Genomic DNA, 24,353 nt, shown 5'->3' with positions numbered 1-24,353 from the left:
GTCTCTATGCACCGCAGGAATTTGCTTAAAGCGTCCATGGCCATTGCGGCTTACACCGGTTTATCGGCCAGCGGCCTGTTGGCTGCGCAAGCCTGGGCCGGGAACCGCGCCGCCGACGGCAAGGCCGTGGCGTTCGATTTCGAAACGCTGAAGACCCAGGCCAGGCAACTCGCCGGGACCGCGTATAAAGACACCAAACAGGTGCTGCCGCCCACCCTGGCGACCATGACCCCGCAAAATTTCAACGCCATCGGCTACGACGGCAAACACTCGCTGTGGAAGGAAGTGAACGGCCAGTTGGACGTGCAGTTTTTCCACGTCGGCATGGGCTTCAAGACGCCCGTTCGCATGCACGCCGTCGACCCCACGACCCGCGAGGCCCGCGAAGTGCATTTCCGCCCTTCGCTGTTCAACTATGAAAAAACCACGGTCGACACCCAACAACTGACCGGCGACCTGGGTTTCTCCGGCTTCAAGCTGTTCAAGGCGCCGGAACTGGATCGCCATGACGTGCTGTCGTTTCTCGGCGCCAGTTACTTCCGCGCGGTGGATTCCACGGGGCAATATGGCCTTTCCGCACGCGGCCTGGCGATCGATACCTACGCGAAAAAGCGCGAGGAATTCCCCGACTTCACGCAGTTCTGGTTCGAAACCCCGGATAAAAATGCCACGCGCTTTGTGGTCTACGCCCTGCTCGACTCGCCGAGCGCCACCGGCGCCTACCGTTTCGATATCGACTGCCAGGCCAACCAGGTGGTCATGGCAATCGACGCCCATATCAATGCGCGCACCGCCATCGAACAACTGGGCATCGCGCCGATGACCAGCATGTTCAGCTGCGGCACCCACGAGCGGCGCATGTGCGACACCATCCACCCGCAGATCCACGACTCGGACCGCCTGGCGATGTGGCGCGGCAACGGCGAGTGGATCTGCCGCCCGCTGAACAACCCGGCCAAGCTGCAATTCAATGCGTTCGCCGACACCGACCCGAAAGGCTTCGGCCTGGTGCAGACCGACCATGAATTCGCCAGCTACCAGGACACCGTCGACTGGTACAGCAAGCGCCCAAGCCTGTGGGTCGAACCGACCACCGCGTGGGGCGAAGGCTCGATCGACCTGCTGGAGATCCCGACCACCGGCGAGACCCTGGACAATATCGTGGCCTTCTGGACCCCGAAAAAACCCGTGGCCGCCGGTGACTCGCTCAACTATGGCTACAAGTTGTACTGGAGCGCCCTGCCACCGGTGAGCACGCCGTTGGCGCAAGTCGACGCCACGCGTTCAGGCATGGGCGGCTTCACCGAAGGCTGGGCACCGGGCGAACATTACCCGCCAGTCTGGGCACGGCGGTTTGCCGTGGACTTCAAGGGCGGCGGCCTGGATCGCCTGGCAGCCGGCACCGGGATCGAGCCGGTGGTGACCTGTTCCCACGGCGAGGTGAAAGACTTCAGCGTGCTGGTGCTCGACAGCATCAAGGGCTATCGCATCCTCTTCGACTGGTACCCGACCAGCGACAGCGTGGAGCCAGTGGAACTGCGCCTGTTTATTCGCACGCAGGACCGCACCTTGAGTGAAACCTGGTTGTATCAGTACTTCCCGCCGGCACCGGAGCAGCGTAAATACACCTGACACCGTGACCGACCATGTGAGAGCGGGCTTGCCCGCCCCCACATGGGGTCACCGCCCGCTCAGAACCGCGACACACTCTTCATCGCCCCAATCAAATAGCGCATCGCCACCTGATCGTTCTCGGTCAAGGCGCGATACTGCGCGAGCAATTCAGCTTCATCGGAACTCAACCTTCGGGCACGCAAGGACACCCTGCGGGTCAGAAAAGACGCCACCACACCCGCTACACCATAGGACTTGGCCATGGACTGTTTCTCCTGATATCGATCAAAAACTCCGTGTGCCCATTACCCGCCTGCCGTGAAGCGCAATGCCCCGGTAGACAAACCGACTGACTCCCTGGGCCAGAAATCAGACGTACCCTAAGCGTAGAAACAATCTCATGACGTGTGGGATTTTTTTAGAGTATTCACTTAAATAATTGGGTCAGGAATAAATACCTACAGCCCTATCCCACAGCGCCTGGCAAAAAAAAACCCACCGGATAAGAGTGGGTTTTGTTGGAACCTAAGAAGGCTCAATCCCTGAGATCAGACTCATGAATCGGCTGCTCCCGATGGGTCGCCCGCTGGTACTGGGCCGGCCAGGTCGCCTTGCGCCCGCCCAGATCATCGTCGGCATGCAATGGCCAATACGGGTCACGCAGCAGCTCGCGGGCGAGGAAGATGATGTCGGCCTGACAGGTACGCAGGATGTGTTCGGCCTGGGCCGGCTCGGTAATCATGCCCACGGTGCCGGTGGCGATGCCTGACTCTTTGCGCACACGCTCGGCAAACCGCGTCTGGTAGCCGGGGCCGATGGGGATCTCGGCGTTGGCGGCGGTGCCGCCGGAGGACACGTCGATCAGGTCGACTCCCAAAGCTTTCAGGCGACGTGCCAGTTCCACGGTTTCATCAGGGTTCCAGCCGTCCTCCACCCAATCGGTGGCTGACACCCGCACAAACAGCGGCAGGTCTTGCGGCCAGACTTCGCGCACCGCTTCGGTGACTTGCAGCACCAGGCGGATACGGTTTTCAAAGGTGCCGCCGTACTGGTCCTGACGCTGATTGCTGATAGGCGAGAGGAATTGATGCAGCAGGTAACCGTGAGCGGCGTGGATCTCCACCACTTTGAAACCGGCGGTCAACGCGCGCTTGGCGGCGGCGACGAAGTCGGCGATCACTTGCTCGATCTGCGCCTCGTCCAGCGACCTGGGCTGCGTATGGTTCGGGTCAAAGGCAATCGGCGAGGGCCCCACCGGCACCCAGCCGCCGTCTTGCGGCTTGAGGCTGCCGTGTTTGCCGATCCACGGCCGATGGGTGCTGGCCTTGCGCCCGGCGTGAGCCAATTGAATCCCGGCCACGGCACCCTGGGCAGTGATAAAGCGCGTGATGCGTTGCAGCGGGGCGATCTGTGCGTCGTTCCACAGGCCCAGGTCTTCGGCGGTGATACGGCCCTCGGCGGTCACGGCGGTGGCTTCGGTGAAAATCAGCCCCGCCCCGCCGACAGCGCGGCTGCCGAGGTGGACCAAGTGCCAGTCGTTGGCCAGGCCATCGACGCTGGAGTACTGGCACATCGGCGACACGGCAATGCGATTGAGCAGGGTCAATTGGCGCAGGGTATACGGTTCGAGCAACTGACTCATGGCGCACCTCTTCTTGGCTTTTTGGGCACTTCTGTAGGAGCGAGCTTGCTCGCGAAAGCCTCATGGGCACCGCGTTTATCCAGGATCGACGCGTTACCGTTAAGGTTTTTCGCGGGCAAGCCCGCTCCTACACAACAGTGCTTAGAGCCTAGTCGACAACGAGGGATTGCACAGGGTTCAGAAGACAAAGCGGGAGCCGATTGCCGGCTCCCGTCCAACAACCGCTTACATTTCGACCTGGGTACCCAGCTCGATCACCCGGTTGACCGGGAGTTTGAAGAACCGCAGGTTGCCGTTGGCGTTCTTCAACATGAACGCAAACAAGCCTTCGCGCCAGCGGGCCATGCCTTTGATGCGCGAGGCGATGACCGTTTCGCGGCTGAGGAAGTACGTGGTACGCATCGGGCTGAAATCCAGATCATCCAGGTGGCACAGCTTCAGCGCTTCGGGCACGTCCGGCTCATCGGTGAAACCGAAGTGCAGGATCACGCGGAAGAACCCTTCACCGTAGGCATCCACCTCGAAGCGCCGTGCGGCGGGAACGCGGGGAATGTCTTCGTAGACCACCGTCAGCAACACCACTTGCTCGTGCAACACCTGGTTATGCAGCAGGTTATGCAACAGCGCATGGGGCACCGCGTCGGGCCGCGCGGTGAGGAACACGGCGGTGCCCTGCACGCGATGGGGCGGCTGCACGCGGATACTGCTGATAAAGATCGGCAACGGCAGGCCGCCCTCGTCGAGGCGGTCCATCAGCAGTTCCTTGCCGCGTTTCCACGTCGTCATCAGGATAAACAGCACAATCCCCGCCAATACCGGGAATGCACCGCCCTGGACGATTTTCGGCACGTTGGCGGCGAAGAACAGCCCGTCGACCAACAGGAAACCGATCAGTACCGGAATCGCCAACACCGGTGGCCATTTCCACAGCAACAGCATCACTGCCGACACCAGGATGCTGGTGATCAGCATGGTGCCGGTCACCGCCACGCCGTAGGCCGAAGCCAGCGCGTTGGACGACTCGAAACCCAGCACCAGCAGGATCACGCCGACCATCAGCGACCAATTCACCGCGCCGATATAGATCTGGCCCTGTTCGGCGCTGGACGTATGCTGAATGTGCATGCGCGGGATGTAACCCAGTTGGATCGCCTGACGGGTCAGGGAGAACGCGCCGGAAATCACCGCCTGGGACGCAATCACCGTGGCCAGGGTAGACAACACCACCAACGGAATCAGCGCCCAGCTCGGTGCGAGCAGGTAGAACGGGTTACGCGCCGCTTCGGGGTTTTCCAGCAGCAACGCACCTTGGCCGAAATAGTTGAGCACCAGCGCCGGCAGCACCAGGGCGAACCAGGCACGGGCAATGGGTTTGCGCCCGAAGTGGCCCATGTCGGCGTACAGCGCTTCGGCACCGGTCAATGCCAGCACCACGGCGCCGAGAATCGCCACACCCATGCCTGGGTGGACTATGAAGAAACGCACACCCCACACCGGGTTCAATGCGTTGAGCACTTCCGGATGCTGGCTGATGCCATGCACGCCCAGGCCCGCCAGCACCAGGAACCACAACACCATGACCGGCCCGAACAGCTTGCCGATACGGTCGGTGCCATGTTTCTGGATCAGGAACAGCCCCACCAGCACCACCAGCGACAGCGGCACGACCCAGCGTTCAAGCCCTTCGAAGGCCAGTTCCAGGCCTTCTACCGCCGAGAGCACCGAGATTGCCGGGGTGATCATGCTGTCGCCGTAAAACAGCGCCGCGCCGATCAACCCGAGAATCACCAGCACCGAACGCAGCTTCGGATACGGCGACGCCGCTCGCCGCGCCAACGCAGTGAGGGCCATGATGCCGCCCTCGCCCTGGTTATCGGCGCGCAGGATGAACAACACGTACTTGATCGAAACGACCCAGATCAGCGACCAGAAGATCAGCGCCAGGATCCCGAAGACTCCGTCCTGGTTGACCTGAACCCCATACCCTCCACCGAACACCTCTTTAAGGGTATAGAGCGGGCTGGTCCCGATATCGCCATAAACCACCCCGACCGCTGCCACCAGCATGCCAATCGGCTTGGCATTGGAATGCTCGGCACCCGCTGCCTGACTACTTGCCTGACCCATCAACCACTCCTGCCCTATGACCTGAGGTCTCTTATAAACAACGCATCTAAGCTGACCTTAGCATGCGCTGTTTTACTTCTCGTAACAGACGTTTTGTTGACCCAAGGATTTCACCCGTTCGCAACGGCGCGAAGCATAGCGCAGCACTCGTCGTATTTCCCTGCATAAAGCTGGTCAAGTGCGTTGCCCGTCGCTAGAATTGCGCACTTTTTGATCAGAGGCACAAAAGCATGCTCTTTTACGAGCGTGCTAAGTGCCCGTCTACCGCCTTGTCGTGCCCGACTGGCGGCGTCATTCAATACCGAGGTTAGACATGTCCACCACCATCGCAAAAGCCAACCCCAAGGTCGGCTTTGTTTCCCTGGGCTGCCCGAAGGCTCTGGTCGACTCCGAACGCATCCTGACGCAACTGCGCATGGAAGGTTATGACGTCGTGTCCACTTACCAGGACGCGGACGTGGTGGTGGTCAACACCTGTGGCTTCATCGACTCGGCCAAGGCGGAATCCCTGGAAGTGATCGGCGAGGCTATCAAGGAAAACGGCAAGGTCATCGTCACCGGCTGCATGGGCGTGGAAGAAGGCAATATCCGCAACGTACACCCGAGCGTGCTGGCCGTGACCGGCCCGCAGCAGTACGAGCAGGTGGTCAACGCCGTGCATCAAGTGGTGCCGCCGCGCCAGGACCACAACCCGCTGATCGACCTGGTGCCGCCGCAAGGCATCAAGCTGACCCCGCGCCACTACGCGTACCTGAAGATTTCCGAAGGCTGCAACCACAGTTGCAGCTTCTGCATCATCCCGTCGATGCGCGGCAAGCTGGTCAGCCGCCCGGTGGGCGATGTGCTGGACGAAGCCCAGCGCCTGGTCAAATCCGGCGTTAAAGAACTGCTGGTGATCTCCCAGGACACCAGCGCCTACGGCGTCGACGTGAAATACCGCACCGGCTTCTGGAACGGCGCGCCGGTGAAAACCCGCATGACCGAGCTGTGCGAAGCCTTGAGCAGCCTGGGCGTGTGGGTGCGCCTGCACTACGTGTACCCGTACCCGCACGTGGACGAGCTGATCCCGTTGATGGCCGCCGGCAAGATCCTGCCGTACCTGGACATCCCGTTCCAGCACGCCAGCCCGAAAGTGCTCAAGGCCATGAAACGCCCGGCCTTCGAAGACAAGACCCTGGCGCGCATCAAGAACTGGCGCGAGATCTGCCCGGAACTGATCATCCGTTCGACCTTCATCGTCGGCTTCCCGGGCGAAACCGAAGAAGACTTCCAGTACCTGCTCGACTGGCTGACCGAAGCCCAGCTGGACCGCGTCGGCTGCTTCCAGTACTCGCCGGTCGAAGGCGCCCCGGCCAACCTGCTGGACCTGGCCGTAGTACCGGATGACGTCAAGCAAGACCGTTGGGAGCGCTTCATGGCGCACCAGCAGGCGATCAGCTCGGCGCGCCTGCAACTGCGCATCGGCAAGGAAATCGAAGTGCTGATCGACGAAGTCGACGAGCAAGGCGCCGTAGGCCGCTGCTTCTTCGACGCCCCGGAAATCGACGGTAACGTATTTATCGACGATGCCAGCGGTTTGAAGCCGGGTGACAAGGTCTGGTGCACCGTGACCGATGCCGACGAATACGACCTGTGGGCCGAAAAGCGCGACTGATCGCATCAGGCGCGGATAAAAAAGTGAAAAAGCCCTGCTTCTGGACAAGATGCGGGGCTTTTTTAGGTCTATCGTTTTGCCCATCGACACCGAACATCCACAAAGGGCAGCGGGCATGCGTCAGCATTCGGTTATCCACACCCCAAAAACCAGCGACTACGCCGAGTTGGCGCGGATCTGGGAGGCGTCGGTGCGCGCCACCCATGACTTTCTGCCGGACAGCTACATCACGCTGCTGAAAAACCTGGTGCTGACCCGCTACCTCGATGCGGTGATGCTGATCTGCACCAAGGACACGCGCCAGCGCATCACCGGGTTCGCCGGGGTGGCCGCGGGCAAGGTCGAGATGCTGTTCATCGACCCGCAGCACCGTGGCCAGGGCCTCGGCCGGCAATTGCTGCGTTACGCGATCGAGCGCATGAACGCCGATGAGCTGGACGTCAACGAACAGAACCCGCAGGCGCTGGGCTTTTACTTCAAGCAAGGCTTTGAAGTCATCGGCCGCACGGAGCATGATGGCCTGGGGCAGCCTTATCCGCTGCTGCACATGCGTTTGCGCCAGGTGCAGCAAGAGGCGCGTCGGGGCTAAATGAAATGGGGCCGGGATTAACCGCGCCCACACAGGTACAATAGCGGCCCCCTTTTGCTACGGCCCTTGTCATGACTGACCCCATACGCCTCTCCAAACGCCTTATCGAACTGGTCGGTTGCTCCCGTCGGGAGGCTGAGCTGTTTATCGAAGGCGGCTGGGTCTCGGTGGACGGTGAAGTGATCGACGAGCCACAGTTCAAGGTCACCACCCAGAAGGTCGAACTGGACCCCGAGGCCAAGGCCACCGCGCCAGAGCCTGTGACCATCCTGCTGCACGCGCCAGTGGGCGTGGATGCCGAGACGGCAATGGCGTCGATCAGCGCCGAAACGCTGTCGGAAGAACACCGCTTCAGCAAGCGCCCGCTCAAGGGCCACTTCCTGCGCCTGACCGCCAGCGCTGACCTGCAAGCCAAGGCCAGCGGCCTGCTGGTGTTCACCCAGGATTGGAAGATTCTGCGCAAACTGACCGCCGATGCCGCCAAGATCGAGCAGGAATACGTGGTGGAGGTCGAAGGTGACATGGTTGCTCACGGCCTGAACCGCCTCAACCATGGCCTGACCTACAAAGGCAAAGAGCTGCCGCCGGTGAAAGCCAGCTGGCAGAACGAAAACCGCCTGCGCTTTGCGATGAAAAACCCGCAACCGGGGGTGATCGCCTTGTTCTGCGAAGCTGTCGGCTTGAAAGTCATCGCCATCCGTCGTATCCGCATCGGCGGCGTGTCCATCGGCAAGGTGCCGGTCGGCCAATGGCGTTACCTGTCCGGCAAAGAGAAGTTCTGAGCCACTCCCCCTTTTTCGACACCGCCTGCGTGGGTGGTGTCCACCGTTGAAAACCAGGATTGCCCACCATGATTCACAACGACGTACTGCGCAGCGTGCGCTACATGCTCGACATCAGCGACAACAAGATGGTCGAGCTGATCAAACTCGGCGGCATGGACGTGACCAAGGAAGACCTGCTGACTTACCTCAAGAAAGACGAGGAAGAAGGCTTTGTGTTCTGCCCGGACGAGGTCATGGCGCACTTTCTTGACGGCCTGGTGATTTTCAAGCGCGGCAAGGACGACAGCCGTCCGCCGCAACCGATCGAAACCCCGGTGACCAACAACATCATCCTCAAGAAGCTGCGCGTGGCCTTCGAACTGAAGGAAGACGACATGCACGCCATCCTCAAGGCTGCCGAGTTCCCGGTATCCAAGCCTGAGCTGAGCGCGCTGTTCCGCAAGTTCGGCCACACCAATTACCGCACCTGCGGCGACCAGTTGCTGCGCAACTTCCTCAAGGGCCTGACCCTGCGGGTTCGCGCGTAAGCCATGAGTTACCAGGTCTCGCCCGTCGGCTTCGTGCGCTCCTGCTTCAAGGAGAAGTTCGCCATCCCGCGCCAACCGCAACTGGCGCCTGCCGCCCGCGGCGTGCTGGAGCTGGTCGCGCCGTTCGACCACGGCGAGGCGGTGCAGGGCCTGGAGCAGGTCAGCCATGTGTGGCTGCTGTTTCTGTTCCACCAGGCCCTGGAAGACAAACCCCGCCTGAAAGTGCGCCCGCCCCGTCTGGGCGGCAATAAGTCCATGGGCGTGTTTGCCACCCGTGCGACCCATCGGCCCAACGGGATTGGCCAGTCGGTGGTGAAGCTGGACAAGGTCGAACCGGGCCGGTTATGGATCTCCGGGATCGATCTGCTCGATGGCACGCCGGTGCTGGATATCAAGCCGTATGTGCCGTATGCCGACATTGTCGACAACGCCACCAACGGCATCGCCAATGGCACGCCGCCACTGATTCCCGTGCAGTGGCTGAAGACGGCTCTGCACCAGGCGCAAGACCACGCTCAGCGCCTTGCTGAACCGCTGGTGGCGTTGATCGAACAGTGTTTGGCGCAAGACCCGCGGCCGGCCTATCAAACGCCCGGGCCCGAGCGGGAATATGGCGCGCAGTTCTGGGACGTGGATGTGCGCTGGCACTATCCCGAGGCGGGCGTCATCTGTGTGCTGGAAGTGATTGCAGCTAAATAAACCAAAAACCAATGTGGGAGGGAGCTTGCTCCCGATAGCGGCGGGTCAGTCACCGGATGCATTGACTGACACTCAGCAATCGGGAGCAAGCTCCCTCCCACATTTTTTTGACCGCGTTTACTTCTCGACGAAGGCGCGTTCGATCAGGTAGTCACCCGGCTCACGCATGCGTGGCGAAACTTTCAGGCCGAAGCTGTTCAACACTTCGCTGGTCTCGTCCAACATGCTTGGGCTGCCGCACAGCATGGCGCGGTCGTCCTGGGGGTTGATCGGTGGCAGGCCGATATCGCGGAACAGCTTGCCACTGCGCATCAGGTCGGTCAGACGGCCTTGGTTTTCGAACGGTTCGCGGGTCACGGTGGGGTAGTAGATCAACTTTTCACGCAGGGCTTCGCCGAAGAACTCATTCTGCGGCAGGTGCTTGGTGATGAATTCGCGGTAGGCGACTTCGTTGACGTAACGCACGCCGTGGCACAGGATCACTTTTTCGAAACGCTCGTAGGTTTCCGGGTCCTGGATCACGCTCATAAATGGCGCAAGGCCGGTACCGGTGCTGAGCAGGTACAGGTGTTTACCCGGCTTCAAATCGTCAAGCACCAGGGTGCCTGTCGGTTTTTTGCTGATGATGATCTCGTCGCCTTCCTTCAGATGCTGCAACTGGGAGGTCAGCGGGCCATCAGGCACCTTGATGCTGAAGAACTCCAGATGCTCTTCCCAGTTCGGGCTGGCAATCGAATAAGCGCGCATGAGCGGGCGGCCGTTGGGTTGTTGCAGGCCGATCATCACGAACTGACCGTTCTCGAAGCGCAAGCCCGGATCGCGGGTGCACTTGAAGCTGAACAGAGTGTCGTTCCAGTGATGAACACTGAGGACACGCTCGTGGTTCATGTTGCTCATGTACGGGGGACTCCTGGAGATGGGTCTGCGCCAAAATGATAAGTGCGCAATTGCACAGCATTCTAATGGCGGCGACAATATCTGTTAACTGGATTATTAAGATAAGGGTTATCGGTTATATCGATATGCGATTTACTCTCCGTCAGCTGCAAGTCTTCGTCGCCGTCGCCCAGCAGGAAAGCGTCTCACGCGCTGCTGGCCTTCTGGCCTTATCTCAATCCGCCGCCAGCACCTCAATCACCGAGCTGGAGCGTCAATCCAGCTGCCAGTTATTCGACCGGGCGGGTAAACGCCTGAGCCTCAACGCCCTCGGCCGTCAGTTGTTGCCCCAGGCGGTAGCCCTGCTGGACCAGGCCAAGGAGATCGAAGACCTGCTCAACGGCAAGTCTGGCTTCGGTTCACTGGCCGTCGGCGCCACGCTGACCATCGGCAATTACCTGGCCACGCTGCTGATCGGCAGCTTCATGCAGCAGCACCCCGAGAGCCAGGTGAAGCTGCACGTGCAGAACACTGCACATATCGTGCACCAGGTTGCGCATTATGAAATTGACTTGGGTCTAATCGAAGGCGACTGCAGCCACCCGGATATCGAAGTGCAGACCTGGGTGGAAGATGAGCTGGTGGTATTTTGCGCGCCTCAGCATCACCTGGCCCAGCGCGGTGTCGCCAGCATGGAAGAATTGACCCACGAAGCGTGGATCCTGCGCGAACAGGGCTCGGGCACGCGCCTGACCTTTGATCAGGCCATGCGCCATCATCGCAGCGCGCTGAACGTTCGCCTCGAGCTGGAACACACCGAAGCGATCAAGCGTGCGGTGGAGTCGGGGCTGGGGATTGGCTGCATTTCCCGGCTGGCGCTGCGCGATGCTTTCCGCCGCGGCAGCCTGGTGCCGGTAGAAACCCCGGACCTGGACCTGGCCCGGCAGTTCTACTTCATCTGGCACAAGCAGAAGTACCAGACCTCGGCGATGCGCGAGTTTCTCGAGCTGTGCCGCGCCTTCACCGCCGGGGTTCAGCGCAGCGACGAAATCGTGCTGCCGAACATTGCCTGAGGCTTAGATCAGGATCACGGCCCACACCAGGGTGATCATGGTCAGTGCCACGAATTGCGCGGCGCTGCCCATGTCCTTGGCGTTTTTCGACAGTGGGTGACGGTCCAGGGAAATGCGGTCGATGGCCGCTTCCACGGCCGAGTTGAGCAACTCGACGATCAACGCAAGCAGGCACACCGCGATCAACAGCGCCCGTTCGACGCGGCTGACATGCAGGAAAAAACTCAGCGGGATCAGGATGACGTTCAGCAACACCAACTGACGGAACGCCGCCTCACCGGTGAAGGCTGCGCGCAGGCCATCCAGGGAATAGCCCCCTGCGTTGAAGATACGTTTGATACCGGTTTGACCCTTGAAAGGCGACATAAATGTAGGCAACTGAACCAAAGAAGTGGGAAAACTAGATCACGCGAAGTCAAAAAAGCGTGAATCGGCAATAGCTTAATGCTGCGAAATTGACTCAAGTTGTTGCAAGAGCAACGCCGCCTGGGTTCGCGTTCGCACCCCCAGCTTGCGAAAGATCGCGGTGACATGGGCCTTGATGGTCGCTTCCGACACGCTCAACTCGTAAGCGATCTGCTTGTTCAACAAGCCTTCGCAGACCATGGTGAGCACCCGGAACTGCTGGGGCGTCAAGCTGGCCAGACCATCGCGGGCAGCCTTGGCTTCGTCGGACACGTTGATCTCTTCAAACGCTTGCGGCGGCCAGGACACATCGCCCTCCAGCACCGCGCGCACGGCTTTCTGGATCTCTTCCATGGAGCTCGACTTGGGAATGAAACCGCTGGCGCCAAACTCCTTGGAGCGCACCACCACATCGGCTTCTTCCTGAGCCGAGACCATCACCACGGGAATCTGCGGGTATTGCCCGCGCAACAGCACCAGCCCCGAAAACCCGTAGGCGCCAGGCATGTTCAGGTCGAGCAGCACCAGGTCCCAGTCGGATTTTTCGGTGAGGCAGGTTTCCAGCTCGGCAATGCTGGCCACTTCAACCAGACGGACATCGGGGCCCAAGCCCAGCGTTACTGCCCGATGCAGTGCATTGCGAAACAGCGGGTGGTCATCAGCTATCAGGATTTCGTATGTGGCCATTGATTAAATGATCCTGTTTTTTATGGCAGCCCTGATGGGTTCAGGGTTCGCCAATACACAAGGTAACGGCCAGGCAGCCATCACCACAGGGCATGCTCAACGTCAAAAGCACCTGAAACGACGTTGGAAATTCACGGTTGCGCCCTGATCGGCGCCCAGCATGCCCAGCGCAGCCTGGGTGGTCAAGCACTACGCCAATGGGCAGTTTAGCGGTTGTCGGATTTACGGTGCCATCATGCAAACGTCGTCTGGTTATACCGCCGGGATGTAGGGCGCTAGACGAGTATGGACGATATCCGTCGAGTCCAGCGGTAACTGGAACTTGGCGGCCAGATAATGGGTGCTGAACACGTCGAGGTAAGCGTCCAGCACTTCGCTGGCCGCGCCGTCGTCGGCCAGCTCCAGGCACAGCGCGGCGACTTCGGCGGTGCAGAAATGATCATCCCGCTTGGAACGACGCAGTTTGTAGCGCGACAACTGCTCGGGGGCCAGGCTGAGGACCGGCAAATGCTCCAAATAGGGACTTTTGCGGAACATCTTGCGCGCTTCGCTCCACGTGCCGTCCAGCAGGATAAACAGCGGGCGCTTGCCCTCCCCCACCTTGACCTCACTGACAACCCGTTCCGGCGCGACGAATTCGCCGGGGAACACGATGTAGGGTTGCCACTGCGGGTCAGCCAGCAAAGTGAGCAGCCCGGGGTCGACCTCGGTGCGTGACCAGGCGAACGCGCTGGTGTCGTCAATCACATCGGCGATCAGCCAGCCGGTGTTGCTGGGCTTCATCGGTTCGACGTCGTGCATCAACAGGCACATTGCAGACCGGGCCTGGACCTTGGGCCGCCAGGCACACAAGCAATACGCGGGGATCACCCGACAGCCGGGGCAGCGCTCGGCACGCGACCCCCGATTGACGAAAGGCCTGATGGCGCGCGCCAGGCGCTGGGTACGCAGACGAGAGACGGCGTGGCTCATCGGATGCGCCGCACGGAAAGGAAAATCGACACTGGGGGAACTCGAGGAAGGCTTAAGTGGCCGCAGTTTACCAGAGCCACACGCACTTCCCAGCAATACGCCTGGCTGTACCGGCCAGGGCTCACCTATAATTGCGCGCCACTGAACGCACAGCCCAGTGGCTGGTCTATGCACCAGTAACCGAATCAGGAGAGTTTCATGCTGCGTTCCATGCTGCGTCTTGTCGCCCCATCCGTCGCCCTCGCGCTGGTCTTGCCTGTTGGCGCCCAGGCGGCCTCGCTGCTGGAGGCCCAAATGAACAAGAAGCTGCAAAGCGTCGCGGCTGAAAGCAACAAAGACCTGCCCCGGGAAATCGATGAAAAAACCCTGGAAGTCGCCTACACCGTTGAAGGCATGCAGTTGATCGATCACCTCAGCGTGCTGCCCGATCGTGCCGAACAGATGCGTGCCAACCCCAAGGCGGTGTATTTCCAGCTCGGACAAAGCGTGTGCCTGAACCACGGCTACCGCGAGCTGATGGCCAAGGGCGCGGTGATGCGCTACGAGATCACCGAAAACAAGACCAACCGCCCGGTGGCTTCGGTGAAATTCGTCGAAGCAGACTGCCCGGCACCGACTGCGGCGAAGAAGAAAAAGTAACTCGCGCATGCCCCCCGCGCGCTGCTGTCCAGTGGCGCGCAATTCCCTCGTTTGTGTTTGCCGCCGAACGCTGCACGCTGTGACGTGAGACCAATAAGCGGTTGCCAGCCAAGGGTTTTTCGGCCCATGATCGTCTCATTCCCACAACCCGCTCAGCCCAGTTCCCATGCTGTTCTGTAACATTTTCAGGGCAAAACAGAGTTGTCCTCCTGCCATGTGCAGTGCAAAGGTTTTTAAATCACAAGGAACATACAGAGTCGCGCTTTGCCGCTTGGCGAACACCGTGCAATGCCATGGGCATGCAGCGACACATGCAGTGTCGTGGCCACGGACGAATATTTCGCCGCCCGCCCAGGCTCTGTGAAGAAGGAGAAGTTGAATGCCTTACGAACCGAATGACCGCCTGCTCCAGCATTTTGAAGCAAACGGGGTCGACCTCACGCAGCAGGTCGAAGCTCAACTCCAGTTGATCGCACCCAACAGCCCGAATATCCCCCTTTATCGCGACATGATCCTCACCGCGCTACGCATGGCACAGGACGACCGCAGCCGCTGGAACGCCAAAATCACCTTGCAAGCCATCCGCGAACTGGACCACGCCTTCCGCGTGCTGGAACAGTTCAAGGGGCGGCGCAAAGTCACGGTATTCGGCTCGGCGCGCACGCCGGTGGAAAGCCCGCTCTATGCCCTGGCCCGGGAAGTGGGCGCGGCACTGGCGCGCTCCGATCTGATGGTGATCACCGGCGGCGGCGGCGGGATCATGGCCGCCGCCCACGAAGGTGCCGGCCTGGAGCACAGCCTGGGCTTCAACATTACCCTGCCGTTCGAACAGCATGCCAACCCGACCATCGACGGCACCGAGAACCTGCTGTCGTTCCACTTCTTCTTTACGCGCAAGCTGTTCTTCGTCAAGGAGGCCGATGCGCTGGTGTTGTGCCCCGGCGGTTTCGGCACCCTGGATGAAGCGCTTGAAGTGTTGACGCTGATCCAGACCGGCAAGAGCCCACTGGTGCCGGTGGTGTTACTCGATGCACCAGGTGGCGGTTTCTGGCAAGGCGCCCTGGACTTTATCCGCAGCCAGTTGGAAGCCAATCGCTATGTGCTGCCTACCGACCTGAAGCTGATGCGCCTGGTGTACAGCGCTGAAGACGCGGTGGACGAGATCAACCAGTTCTATGCCAACTTCCACTCTACCCGCTGGCTGAAGCGTGAGTTTGTGATACGCATGAATCATCCGCTCAGTGAGCGGGCGCTGGCTCAGGTGCAAAAAGAGTTCGCCAGCCTGCGACTGAGTGGAGACTTCCAGCAACTCGCCTACACCGGAGAAGAGCACGATGAGCCGCAGTTCAGTCATCTGACGCGACTGGTGTTCAACTTCAACGGGCGTGATCAGGGCCGGTTGCGGGAGTTGGTGGATTACATCAACTTGCCGGAGAACTGGGCGCAGGCTCAGGGCAAGACACAACAACGGGTAGCGCCGGAGCCGGCGTGATTTTTGAGCAAAAAAAAAGGCCCGCTATTTTCATAGCGGGCCTTTTATTTTTTGCGTTGTTCAGTCGTCCATGTCCCGACCGCTGAACAACCGGTTGATCATTTCCATCGAAAACCCGCGATAACTCAGGAAGCGCCCTTGTTTCGCGCGTTCCCTGGCATCAATCGGAAGATGCCCAGAAAACTTGCGACGCCAGGTATCTTCCAGCTGTGACTGCCAGCTGATACCGCACTCGCGCAGGGCAAGGTCGATGTCGGCGCGTTGCAGGCCGCGCTGGCTCAGCTCTTCACGAATTCGCGCCGGGCCGTAGCCGGAGCGCGCTCGGTAGGACACAAAGCTTTCGAGGTAACGGGCTTCCGACAACAGCCCTTCTTCCGTCAACCGGTCGAGGGCAGTGTCGATCATCTCGGCGGACGCACCGCGCTGACGCAGTTTACGCGTCAGTTCGACTCGACCATGCTCGCGACGCGCGAGCAGGTCCATCGCAGTGCGCCGAACGGCGACGAGTGTATCCAGCACAACGGTCATCGTTTGCTTCAGACGTCAGTGTCGACTTCTTCCATTTCGTCAACCGGCGCACGGTTGGCTGCTGCTTTCACGTCCGGCGCGGGGGTCAGCAGCTTGTCGCGGATCTGCTTCTCAAGCGCGGCGGCGACATCCGGGTTGTCCGCCAGGAACTTGGCCGAGTTGGCCTTGCCCTGACCGATCTTGCTGCCGTTGTAGGCATACCAGGCACCGGATTTCTCGACGAAACCGTGCAGCACGCCCAGGTCGATCATCTCGCCGTTCAGGTAGATACCCTTGCCGTAGAGAATCTGGAACTCAGCCTGACGGAATGGCGGGGCCACTTTGTTCTTAACGACTTTGACGCGGGTTTCGCTACCGACAACCTCGTCACCTTCCTTCACCGCGCCGGTACGGCGGATGTCCAGACGGACCGACGCGTAGAACTTCAGCGCGTTACCACCGGTGGTGGTTTCCGGGCTGCCGAACATGACGCCGATCTTCATCCGGATCTGGTTGATGAAGATCACCAGGCAGTTGGCGTTCTTGATGTTACCGGTGATTTTACGCAGCGCCTGGGACATCAGACGGGCCTGCAGGCCGACGTGCATGTCGCCCATTTCGCCTTCGATTTCAGCTTTTGGCACCAGGGCCGCCACGGAGTCGACCACGATCACGTCGATGGCGTTGGAGCGCACCAGCATGTCGGTGATTTCCAGGGCTTGCTCACCGGTGTCCGGCTGGGAAACCAGCAGGTCGTCAACATTCACGCCCAGCTTGCCGGCGTATTCAGGGTCCAGGGCGTGCTCGGCGTCGACGAACGCGCAGGTCGCGCCCATCTTTTGCGCCTGGGCAATCACCGACAGCGTCAGGGTGGTTTTACCGGAAGATTCAGGACCGTAGATTTCAACGATACGGCCTTTTGGCAGGCCGCCAATGCCGAGCGCGATGTCCAGACCCAGAGAGCCAGTGGAAATAGCCGGGATCGCCTGACGGTCGTGATCGCCCATACGCATTACGGCACCCTTGCCGAATTGACGTTCGATCTGACCCAGGGCCGCAGCCAAGGCTTTCTTCTTGTTCTCGTCCATTAAAGTCCTCACGTAATCAATAAGGCCTGACGGCCAATAACTGTATAAGTAGACAGTATTGTTCCACAAAGATCGGAGATCGCCTACCCCTGATTTTCTATTTCTGCTGCAGCTCGTCGCAACAAGCCCTCTAGCGCGGCCTTTACCGTTTGTCGGCGGACCTCATCGCGGTTGCCGGGGAAGTGCTGGCGCTCGGCCGTGACCTCGTCACCCACGCCGAACGCCAGCCATACCGTGCCCACCGGTTTTTCCGGCGAGCCGCCATCGGGCCCGGCCACGCCGCTGACCGCCACGGCAAAGCGCGCCAGGCTTTTTTCCTGGGCGCCCCTGACCATGGCCTCCACCACCTCGCGGCTGACCGCCCCCACTTTGCCGAACAGTGCCTCCGGCACATCCAGCTGCCGAGTTTTCTGCCGGTTGGAATAGGTGACATATCCCGCCTCGAACCACGCCGAACTCCCCGGTATGCGCGTGATGGCTTCGGCGATGCCGCCGCCGGTACAGGACTCGGCGGTGGTGACGTGGGCATTGAGCACCTGTAGACGTCGACCCAGTTCAGCGGCCAGTTGGGTGATTTCTTTCACGGAGGTCTCCTGGAATGAGCGGGCATTGGCCTACCCTACATGAGCCCATCGGCCATGCAAGTTGCAGCGTGCATCAAGACACTAACGCACGATGGCCCGCACATACGCCTGACAGGCGCGCAAGGCGATCACGGCGTTATCCGCGTCGTCGGTGATGGCGATAATTCGCTGAGCATGCGCCGGGTCAAGTCGGGCTCGCGTGGCTGCATGAACCACGCCGCCGGCGGCGGTGGCGGCAGGCATTGCGCAACCACTGGCGCTGTCGCTGGCGTCGAGAAGGACTGACAACCGCACATCAGCAGTGGCCAGGCGATCGCGCAGAGCGGCCTGATGACGTTGTGCATCGCTCAACTCCCGAGCATGTTGTTGGTCGATGGCGCTGAGTTGTTGCTCAAGCGCCAGCCGTTTGTCCTGCTGCGCCTGTTGCTGGCGCAAAGCTACCTGGCTTTGCTGGCTGAGCGCCTGCGCCTGGGCCGCCGATTGCGCCTCAAGCTGCGCGCCATAACGCCAGGCTTGCACCTGCCACACGAGCGCGCTCAACAGGCACACGCCGATCAGGCGCCAGGCCGCTAGGAAACGCATAGCACCGCCTTCGCACGCGTCCACAAGCGCAAACGCTCCTCCAGGCCGTTGAGACCGCCGTTGATGCGTCGGGTGATGGTGGTGAACTGGTCGTTGTCCGCCAGTTCGTTCAGGCCGTTGCTGTGCCAGAACCAGGCGGCGGATTCGGCGGCCCATTGCGGCTGCTCCAACAGTTCCGGTTGCAGGAGCAGGCGCTCATCGCCAAACAGCGCTTGGCTGCAGATTAAATAGTTACGACGCCCGGTGACCTGAATCAGCCCCCTGCCCCGGTACTTCTGGCCGTCGCCATCCGCGTCGGCGGTGTTACCCAGGCGAACGGCCAGGGGGCCGGTGTCGTATTTGCTCAGGTATTGATCGCTGCCAAGTTCGCGGACGTAGCGCAATTCGCCGGATTCATGGCCGATCTGGGCGAGGCAGGCGGCGAGGCGTTTCGGATTGTCGATCGCGTAGCGAGCGAATGCCGCATTTAACGGGGATAGAAAAATGCCCGCGCTGAGGCGAGCGCCCGGCATGATGTAAAGAAGCTGGGGCAGTGTTATCAGCATGGTGCCTACTCCGTAAAAGGTACTACGCCGACAACCCGCCGGCCGTGACCGAACTGCGATAGCCCGTCACCGGGTCGCCGACATGCGTCACCTTGGTGATCGACCAGCGCCCCTGCATGTAGGAAGGCCAGGTGTCATCCAGCAGCAACAGCCCTTCGGCCGATAACAGCGGGTTCCCCGGACAATCGATCTGCAGCTTGAGGTCTTCACGACCCACGCGGCGCAATTCACCCTCAGCCACCGCCCGCGCCTCGGCTTCGTTCTGGCAGCGCTGGCGCAAGGTCTTGAAGGGCGCAACCCCGACCTGAACCACCCGCTGCTTGCCCCCGGCGGCATCCCACCAGGTGACGCGGCTGCCCTGGTATTTGGCGCGCGAGGTTTCGTCGAGCTTGGCGGTGATGAATGCTTGATCGCCGGGGCGATTGTCCTCGGTAACCGACAGTGTCACGTCCGGCAGTTGCTGGCCGGAAAGTGACTTGACCTGCCCGGCCTCGGCGAGCACGTACAGTTCGTTGATCGGTTTGGTGACGGCGCCATAACGTTTGGCAAGGCGGGTGATGAACGCCATGTCGCTTTCATTGGATTGGTCGATGTGGGCAATCGCAATGCCCTCCAGCGCCGGTGCCACCCGCGGCGAATAGCCGTGGCGGCTGACCAGCTGGCGAAACAGCGCGCCCAGGCTGATCGGTCCATAACTGGCGGATCGACGCTGGCGGTAACCACTGGCATCGCCCGCGCTGAATGGCGCCGCGGTGGCGACGATCAGCAAGCGCATGGGAAACAGCACCGGCGTGCGCTGGGTAATGACAAATTCGCCTTTTTCCACCAAGCCGGACTCTTGATAACCGACGCGCAAACCGATCTTGCCACTCAGGCTGGGCAGGCCCTCCAGGCCCTCGATGTTGAGCGTCAGTTCAAGGCGGTCGGACTCAAGGCCCGCCGCGTCGGTATGGCTCCAGTGCATCAGACGTTGATTGAGCAGCGCCGCGTTGGCGCCATAGAACTCCACAATGGGCGTAAATCCCTGAGCCATGTAGCCTCCTTCTTAATCCCACGCCGAAACGAGGCGCAACGCCGCCGGCCGCGAAGCCATTTCGGGCACGATCACCCACACGCCAGCCGGTAGCACCGGGCCGTATTCGGCGAGCGTGGGGTTCAAGCGCCAGAGGGTTTCTTCTGCGGCATCATCGCAACGCCCCAGCTCGCGGTAGAGCAGCAGGTTGACCGAATCACCGGCAATACTTCGCACTCTACGCATTGATGAATTCCTCCAATTCAAGGCTCCAGGTCATGAGCATGGCGGTACCGTCATCGATCACGTTGCTTTGGGTTTCCATCACCGAATTGATCCGCCACAGGCCCCAGTTGCGGCCGATGCCATCCACCAGAGGCAGCGGCACGCGTTGATTTTGCAGGGCGCGCAACTCGTCCAGGCGTTGCATGCCCACGCCGTACATCGCCGTGCCGCTGAAGGTGAGTTTTTCCAGCTTCTGGCCGTTCTGCCGCGACTGCGGTTTGCTCGCGATAATCGCCAGGTCAGCCCAGCCGCCGTCGCTGTTACGGGTCAGCGAGGAATAGGCAAACCCACGGGCGAGCCCAAAAATGAAATCGCCCAGCACCATCTGTTGTCGCATCAATCACCTCCTGGATCGGCCAGTGCCGCATTGCGCCGAACCCCGAGGGTGTCGGAGAGCATCGGCAGGCATTGGAATTGCAGAGCCTGGATCACCTGATTGACCACCTGCTGGGCATCGGCGGGGTTGACGCCGGTGATCTGGATGCTGGGGGCCAGGGTGACTTGCACGTTGTCCGTGCGTGCGCTGTTGAGTTCCTTGCTGACGGCATTGGGTGCGGGCAGGCGGTCAGCGGGGCTGAACAGTTTGTCCCCAAGCCAAGCGCCCGCTTCACTGCCGAGCAAGCCGCCGATTGCGCCGCCTACAGCCGTGCCGATGCCAGGCAAAACCAGGGTGCCGATGGCCGCGCCGGCAGAGGCGCCGGCCCAGGCACCGCCGGCCGTAGACAGGCCGGTGGTGACTGCTTTTGCGTCGCCATCGCGTATACCCTGGATCACATTGATGGCGGTGTCGGCATACTTCAACGGGCCGAGGCCACGGGGGACGGGCAACTCCCGCCACCGCGTCGACTTGGCGTTTTTTTTCGCGGAAGTCTTTTTCCCGCCAGAACGCTCATAGCCAGGCGGCAAGATGATGCTCGGGGTAACGGCGCCACGAAGAGACTCGCCGCTGCAGCAGCAGCAGTCCTTGTCTTTGTCTTTGTCTTTGTCTTTGTCTTTGTCTTTGTCTTTGTCTTTGTCTTTGTCGTCTTTAAGCCACTTGCCGGCTTTGGGAAACTTTTGCGCCAGTGCATCGATGGCCTTGCCCGAGACCCTGCTCTTGGCCGTATCCCACAAACTCGAGCCCACATCCTTGGCAATGGTCTTCGCCGCATCGGCCCCGAACTGCAGGCTTTTGTCGACCCAGGAGTCTGCGGCCGGCGACGGCTCCCTGGGTTGACTGTTCTGCGCCTGCGAGGCGCTATCGACCGTCCTGAGCGCCAGTGAATCACTGGTAATGAATAATGTGCTGTTGAGCGTTTCCAACGTCTCGCGCAACCGCACTTGCTCAAGGGTCAAGGCGTTGATATCCAGGCTCACCGTGACCAGCGCCAGGCCGAGTTCCGACGATGGCTGCGGTTCGGCATCCAGGCTGGAAGGCCCGACAAAACTATCAGGAAGGGGGCTCAGCACACTGTTGAGTGTCGCCTCGTTGGACAGGGCCGCAAAGGTCATCCAGCGCTTGTCTTCTTCGGCGAGCCTGATCTCGTATTGAGTCTCTTGCATCCCGCTCTACTCCTGTTTGACGCCAAGGCGAGTGATCGCGATGTCGTAGCGGCGCAGTGCTTTTCCGGCGTCCCAGTCGAGAATTTCCGCTTCATTGACCGAGTAAATCAGCGGCACCACGTCGAGGATCACTTCGATGTCGCGCTCCGAAAGAAGTCCGCCGGTTTGTTTAAAAAATCATCGATGCGCTCCTGCAGTTCCGTCCAGTCAGGCACGGTCAGGCCGGCCAGATCGGGGATCATCAGGCCAGTGCAGTGGGCGGTGATGAACTCGGCGCGTTCTTTGTTGGTGGCGAGTTTTTTCATCACTTTGGTCGCGCGCAGGGCGGGCATTTCCAGGGGCAGTTCGGTCCAGGTGCGGCCGGCCGCGTCGAGGGGCAACAGCAGGTGGACGGGCTGGTCGTGGGTCGCAGCTTCGGGCGCTTGCAGGAAGAATGACGCCGGGCGCGTCGACATCTCATGTACGTATTGGGCGATGCTCACGTAGTCCGGGCGCTTGAGTTGGTCGAGCTCTTTTTCCGACAGGCCGGTGGCGAGTTTCGCCAGTTCGAAGAACTGATCGTCCTCGTCATCACCGGCCCGGGCCAGCGCGTCTTTTTGCGCGGCGTAGTACAGCGGTTTGAGTTGCACCTGCTCGATCGTCGCGCCGGTGTCGGCGGTGATCGGGGCCAGCAGGAGGTGCAGCGGTGGCATCCAGGCCATGGGGCAATTCCTTGATCAAGTATGGGGGCGAGCGAGCCCGCCCCCGAGGGGTTACGGCATCAACACCGCGCGGCGGGCGTCGCCCAGAATATCGACGCCGTTGAGGACGAACTTCTGGGTACGCACGTCGATGTCGATCACCGAAATGCCGTTTTCCAGGCGGTTATAGGTGCGGCAGGACAGCTCCAGCGTGGTGGTGGCCTTCTCGCCCATCTTCAGCTTTGCCTCCTCCAGGGATTTGAGCTTGCCGCCCACGGTGTGGTAGGTGAAGTAGGTCTTGCCGTCCTGGTCCTGGCCGGCTTCACGCACGTTCAGCAGAATGTCGTCCCCCATCCGCACGCCCAGGGCCAGCATGATTTCCGGGCCGGCGCCTTGCAGGATCAGCTTGGCGTTGAGCACTTTGCCGCTCTTGGCCATTTCCTCGGCAATGAAGCGCCCGCCGGACATGGACTCCATGTCGAACTCGATCTTCGGCGGGGTGAACTCTTCCACGGTCGCGGACAGCGGCAGGCCTTGGAGGGTGGCCGCAATGGCCTGTCTGACTCGGTTGGTAAACATTAGAGAACGTCCTCCAGGAACTGCTCGATGATTTCATCGCGGGCGTTGAGTTGATAAATCATGTGTTCATTGGGCGCATAGCGGCCGTAGTCGATAACGATGAACCAGGTGCCGTTCTTGTACTTCTCGACACTGTTCAACTCCGGGTGCAGGTACACACTGCCACCGGGGATGGTTTCGTCGGCGACCAGGGTTTGCAGCCAATCGTTGATGCGCTTGACCTCCTGGTCCATGAAGGACTTGGTGAGGTTCTTGGCCATGGCCTTCTGGCCGGCCTTGACCAGCTTGCGGCTGATGGCGTCTTCCAGGCCGACGTAGCTGATGAACTTGCCGGTGATGGAGCGGTTACCCAGCAGCGAAAAACCGCCGAGGATGGTGCGGGCGTAGTAGCTCACGCCGTAGCGGTTGAGCAGGTCGCCTTCGGTGGACGTGTCGAGAATGTTGTACTCGACCACGCGGGAAACGTCCTCGGCGAAGGTCACCTGATTACCCGGGCTTTCCCACTGCTTGACCCTGGCCAGTGCAGCGATGGCCAGGGACGACGGCGAAAGAAACACGTTCTTCTTCGCGGCCTTGGAGTACACCGACGGCATGTTGTGTACCAGCAGGCAGCGGTCGAAACCGAGATCGGCACCGCCCAGTTCGCCGCTGTAGGTCACCTGATCGGCAACAGAGGCGTCCTTGCCATCCAGCACCACACGGGCCTTGATGCGCTTGCCGAAGGCGGCGAACTCGCTCGCCACGGCCTTGGTGCCGGTGAAGCCTGGGGCGCCGATGATGGTCAGGTCTTCCGGCACACTGCTCAGGGCCGCCAGGCCAAGTTTGCGCCCGGTGACCGGTTCGTTACCGCCGATCACATGGTTGATCGTGTCAGCCGGGGTTGCGCCCTCCTCCACGATCACCACGTAGACCGGTACCTTGACCACTTTGAGGATCTGGTACACCGCCTGAAACAGCGTGCCCGCCTCACTGCCGGTAGGGTCCAGCAGCGCCTGGGTGGTGAAGCTGTTGATGCGGAACGGGGCGTTTTTCGGGATCGACGCGTGGGCATTCGGCGCGGTGCCGACCAGGCCGATGACGTTGTCGCCAAGGCCGCCCATGGCCTCGGGGGACTCAGTTGCGTTCACAGTGATGCCGTTGTGCTCGAAGTTCAAAACCTCAGCCATGA

General features: G+C 60.9%; 29 protein-coding genes. 9 read left to right on the top strand and 20 right to left on the bottom strand.

Features of this window, described 5'->3' with window-relative positions:
• Nucleotides 1-6 precede the first annotated feature (6 nt).
• Complete coding sequence (locus MOQ67_RS07410; RefSeq protein WP_026139759.1) at nucleotides 7-1,632, top strand: glucan biosynthesis protein D; 1,626 nt, start codon at nucleotides 7-9, stop codon at nucleotides 1,630-1,632.
• Between the two features lie 59 nt (nucleotides 1,633-1,691).
• On the opposite strand, the gene MOQ67_RS07405 is transcribed toward MOQ67_RS07410, so the two are convergent.
• From MOQ67_RS07405 to MOQ67_RS07395, 3 genes are all read right to left on the bottom strand, one after another.
• The gene (locus tag MOQ67_RS07405) at nucleotides 1,692-1,877 is read right to left on the bottom strand and encodes a hypothetical protein (protein ID WP_017844677.1); all 186 of its coding nucleotides are present in this window, start codon (nucleotides 1,875-1,877) and stop codon (nucleotides 1,692-1,694) included.
• Between the two features lie 272 nt (nucleotides 1,878-2,149).
• Nucleotides 2,150-3,256: an NADH:flavin oxidoreductase/NADH oxidase gene (locus tag MOQ67_RS07400; protein WP_017844676.1), complete on the bottom strand. Its 1,107-nt coding sequence runs from the start codon at nucleotides 3,254-3,256 to the stop codon at nucleotides 2,150-2,152.
• Between the two features lie 225 nt (nucleotides 3,257-3,481).
• A complete protein-coding gene (locus MOQ67_RS07395; RefSeq protein ID WP_017844675.1) occupies nucleotides 3,482-5,383 on the bottom strand; it encodes a potassium transporter Kup in 1,902 nt (633 codons plus the stop codon).
• Nucleotides 5,384-5,696: 313 nt separating this feature from the next.
• Here MOQ67_RS07395 and rimO point away from each other — a divergent pair, with 313 nt between their 5' ends.
• The 5 genes from rimO to tsaA all read left to right on the top strand — a co-directional run bounded on the left by rimO (nucleotide 5,697) and on the right by tsaA (nucleotide 9,637).
• Entirely contained in the window at nucleotides 5,697-7,037 is a 1,341-nt protein-coding gene (gene rimO, locus MOQ67_RS07390) for a 30S ribosomal protein S12 methylthiotransferase RimO (RefSeq protein ID WP_046384502.1), read from the top strand.
• Nucleotides 7,038-7,152: 115 nt separating this feature from the next.
• Nucleotides 7,153-7,626 (top strand): GNAT family N-acetyltransferase, encoded by a 474-nt coding sequence (locus MOQ67_RS07385; RefSeq protein ID WP_046384503.1) that lies wholly within the window; start codon nucleotides 7,153-7,155, stop codon nucleotides 7,624-7,626.
• A 71-nt stretch (nucleotides 7,627-7,697) separates the two neighbouring features.
• The gene (locus tag MOQ67_RS07380) at nucleotides 7,698-8,408 is read left to right on the top strand and encodes an rRNA pseudouridine synthase (protein ID WP_017844672.1); all 711 of its coding nucleotides are present in this window, start codon (nucleotides 7,698-7,700) and stop codon (nucleotides 8,406-8,408) included.
• A 68-nt stretch (nucleotides 8,409-8,476) separates the two neighbouring features.
• On the top strand, nucleotides 8,477-8,938 hold the full coding sequence (locus MOQ67_RS07375; protein WP_017844671.1) for a YehS family protein: 462 nt from the start codon (nucleotides 8,477-8,479) through the stop codon (nucleotides 8,936-8,938).
• Nucleotides 8,939-8,941: 3 nt separating this feature from the next.
• Nucleotides 8,942-9,637 (top strand): tRNA (N6-threonylcarbamoyladenosine(37)-N6)-methyltransferase TrmO, encoded by a 696-nt coding sequence (gene tsaA, locus MOQ67_RS07370; RefSeq protein WP_128191528.1) that lies wholly within the window; start codon nucleotides 8,942-8,944, stop codon nucleotides 9,635-9,637.
• A 117-nt stretch (nucleotides 9,638-9,754) separates the two neighbouring features.
• Here tsaA and fpr read toward each other — a convergent pair whose 3' ends face one another.
• Nucleotides 9,755-10,534: a ferredoxin-NADP reductase gene (gene fpr / locus MOQ67_RS07365; protein WP_017844669.1), complete on the bottom strand. Its 780-nt coding sequence runs from the start codon at nucleotides 10,532-10,534 to the stop codon at nucleotides 9,755-9,757.
• A 125-nt stretch (nucleotides 10,535-10,659) separates the two neighbouring features.
• Between fpr and MOQ67_RS07360 the strand changes: the two genes are divergently transcribed.
• Nucleotides 10,660-11,586, top strand: coding sequence for a LysR family transcriptional regulator (locus MOQ67_RS07360; RefSeq protein ID WP_198717849.1), 927 nt, complete (start codon nucleotides 10,660-10,662; stop codon nucleotides 11,584-11,586).
• Between the two features lie 3 nt (nucleotides 11,587-11,589).
• Here MOQ67_RS07360 and MOQ67_RS07355 read toward each other — a convergent pair whose 3' ends face one another.
• The 3 genes from MOQ67_RS07355 to MOQ67_RS07345 form a co-directional block, all read right to left on the bottom strand.
• The gene (locus MOQ67_RS07355; RefSeq protein WP_017137081.1) at nucleotides 11,590-11,952 is read right to left on the bottom strand and encodes a diacylglycerol kinase; all 363 of its coding nucleotides are present in this window, start codon (nucleotides 11,950-11,952) and stop codon (nucleotides 11,590-11,592) included.
• A 75-nt stretch (nucleotides 11,953-12,027) separates the two neighbouring features.
• On the bottom strand, nucleotides 12,028-12,678 hold the full coding sequence (gene erdR, locus MOQ67_RS07350) for a response regulator transcription factor ErdR (protein ID WP_046384506.1): 651 nt from the start codon (nucleotides 12,676-12,678) through the stop codon (nucleotides 12,028-12,030).
• A 252-nt stretch (nucleotides 12,679-12,930) separates the two neighbouring features.
• A complete protein-coding gene (locus MOQ67_RS07345; protein WP_026139758.1) occupies nucleotides 12,931-13,650 on the bottom strand; it encodes a tRNA-uridine aminocarboxypropyltransferase in 720 nt (239 codons plus the stop codon).
• A gap of 198 nt (nucleotides 13,651-13,848) precedes the next feature.
• On the opposite strand from MOQ67_RS07345, the gene MOQ67_RS07340 reads away from it, so the two are divergent.
• Both MOQ67_RS07340 and MOQ67_RS07335 read left to right on the top strand, forming a co-directional pair.
• Entirely contained in the window at nucleotides 13,849-14,289 is a 441-nt protein-coding gene (locus MOQ67_RS07340; RefSeq protein ID WP_046384507.1) for a PA3611 family quorum-sensing-regulated virulence factor, read from the top strand.
• Between the two features lie 379 nt (nucleotides 14,290-14,668).
• Nucleotides 14,669-15,781 (top strand): LOG family protein, encoded by a 1,113-nt coding sequence (locus MOQ67_RS07335; RefSeq protein WP_198717850.1) that lies wholly within the window; start codon nucleotides 14,669-14,671, stop codon nucleotides 15,779-15,781.
• A gap of 60 nt (nucleotides 15,782-15,841) precedes the next feature.
• Here the strand turns inward: MOQ67_RS07335 and recX are convergent, their stop codons facing one another.
• The 13 genes from recX to MOQ67_RS07270 all read right to left on the bottom strand — a co-directional run bounded on the left by recX (nucleotide 15,842) and on the right by MOQ67_RS07270 (nucleotide 24,351).
• Nucleotides 15,842-16,309: a recombination regulator RecX gene (gene recX, locus MOQ67_RS07330; protein ID WP_017844662.1), complete on the bottom strand. Its 468-nt coding sequence runs from the start codon at nucleotides 16,307-16,309 to the stop codon at nucleotides 15,842-15,844.
• 8 nt (nucleotides 16,310-16,317) lie between these two features.
• Nucleotides 16,318-17,376 carry a recombinase RecA gene (recA, locus tag MOQ67_RS07325; RefSeq protein ID WP_017844661.1) on the bottom strand — a complete coding sequence of 353 codons (1,059 nt, stop codon included), beginning with the start codon at nucleotides 17,374-17,376 and terminating at the stop codon, nucleotides 16,318-16,320.
• Between the two features lie 83 nt (nucleotides 17,377-17,459).
• Nucleotides 17,460-17,960 carry a CinA family protein gene (locus MOQ67_RS07320; protein WP_017844660.1) on the bottom strand — a complete coding sequence of 167 codons (501 nt, stop codon included), beginning with the start codon at nucleotides 17,958-17,960 and terminating at the stop codon, nucleotides 17,460-17,462.
• Between the two features lie 81 nt (nucleotides 17,961-18,041).
• Nucleotides 18,042-18,542 carry a lysis system i-spanin subunit Rz gene (locus tag MOQ67_RS07315; protein WP_198717851.1) on the bottom strand — a complete coding sequence of 167 codons (501 nt, stop codon included), beginning with the start codon at nucleotides 18,540-18,542 and terminating at the stop codon, nucleotides 18,042-18,044.
• Entirely contained in the window at nucleotides 18,530-19,087 is a 558-nt protein-coding gene (locus MOQ67_RS07310) for a glycoside hydrolase family 19 protein (protein WP_017844658.1), read from the bottom strand. The genes MOQ67_RS07315 and MOQ67_RS07310 overlap by 13 nt, the downstream gene beginning before the upstream one ends.
• Nucleotides 19,088-19,109: 22 nt before the next feature.
• On the bottom strand, nucleotides 19,110-20,120 hold the full coding sequence (locus tag MOQ67_RS07305) for a contractile injection system protein, VgrG/Pvc8 family (RefSeq protein WP_198717852.1): 1,011 nt from the start codon (nucleotides 20,118-20,120) through the stop codon (nucleotides 19,110-19,112).
• 12 nt (nucleotides 20,121-20,132) lie between these two features.
• On the bottom strand, nucleotides 20,133-20,345 hold the full coding sequence (locus tag MOQ67_RS07300) for a tail protein X (protein ID WP_017844656.1): 213 nt from the start codon (nucleotides 20,343-20,345) through the stop codon (nucleotides 20,133-20,135).
• Nucleotides 20,338-20,721 (bottom strand): phage tail protein, encoded by a 384-nt coding sequence (locus MOQ67_RS07295; protein ID WP_102617353.1) that lies wholly within the window; start codon nucleotides 20,719-20,721, stop codon nucleotides 20,338-20,340. Before MOQ67_RS07295 ends, MOQ67_RS07300 begins: the two co-directional genes overlap by 8 nt.
• Nucleotides 20,721-21,926 carry a hypothetical protein gene (locus MOQ67_RS07290; RefSeq protein ID WP_198731675.1) on the bottom strand — a complete coding sequence of 402 codons (1,206 nt, stop codon included), beginning with the start codon at nucleotides 21,924-21,926 and terminating at the stop codon, nucleotides 20,721-20,723. The genes MOQ67_RS07295 and MOQ67_RS07290 overlap by 1 nt, the downstream gene beginning before the upstream one ends.
• A gap of 6 nt (nucleotides 21,927-21,932) precedes the next feature.
• On the bottom strand, nucleotides 21,933-22,058 hold the full coding sequence (locus MOQ67_RS07285; RefSeq protein ID WP_017844653.1) for a hypothetical protein: 126 nt from the start codon (nucleotides 22,056-22,058) through the stop codon (nucleotides 21,933-21,935).
• On the bottom strand, nucleotides 22,055-22,627 hold the full coding sequence (locus MOQ67_RS07280; RefSeq protein WP_046384528.1) for a phage tail assembly protein: 573 nt from the start codon (nucleotides 22,625-22,627) through the stop codon (nucleotides 22,055-22,057). Before MOQ67_RS07280 ends, MOQ67_RS07285 begins: the two co-directional genes overlap by 4 nt.
• A 51-nt stretch (nucleotides 22,628-22,678) precedes the next feature.
• Complete coding sequence (locus MOQ67_RS07275) at nucleotides 22,679-23,185, bottom strand: phage major tail tube protein (protein ID WP_017844651.1); 507 nt, start codon at nucleotides 23,183-23,185, stop codon at nucleotides 22,679-22,681.
• Nucleotides 23,185-24,351, bottom strand: coding sequence for a phage tail protein (locus MOQ67_RS07270; RefSeq protein ID WP_198717854.1), 1,167 nt, complete (start codon nucleotides 24,349-24,351; stop codon nucleotides 23,185-23,187). Before MOQ67_RS07270 ends, MOQ67_RS07275 begins: the two co-directional genes overlap by 1 nt.
• Nucleotides 24,352-24,353 lie beyond the last annotated feature (2 nt).

Source organism: Pseudomonas sp. LY-1 (assembly GCF_053502595.1).
The sequence above is the reverse complement of the archived record's forward strand: the minus strand, read 5'-3'. Positions and strand labels throughout refer to the sequence as shown.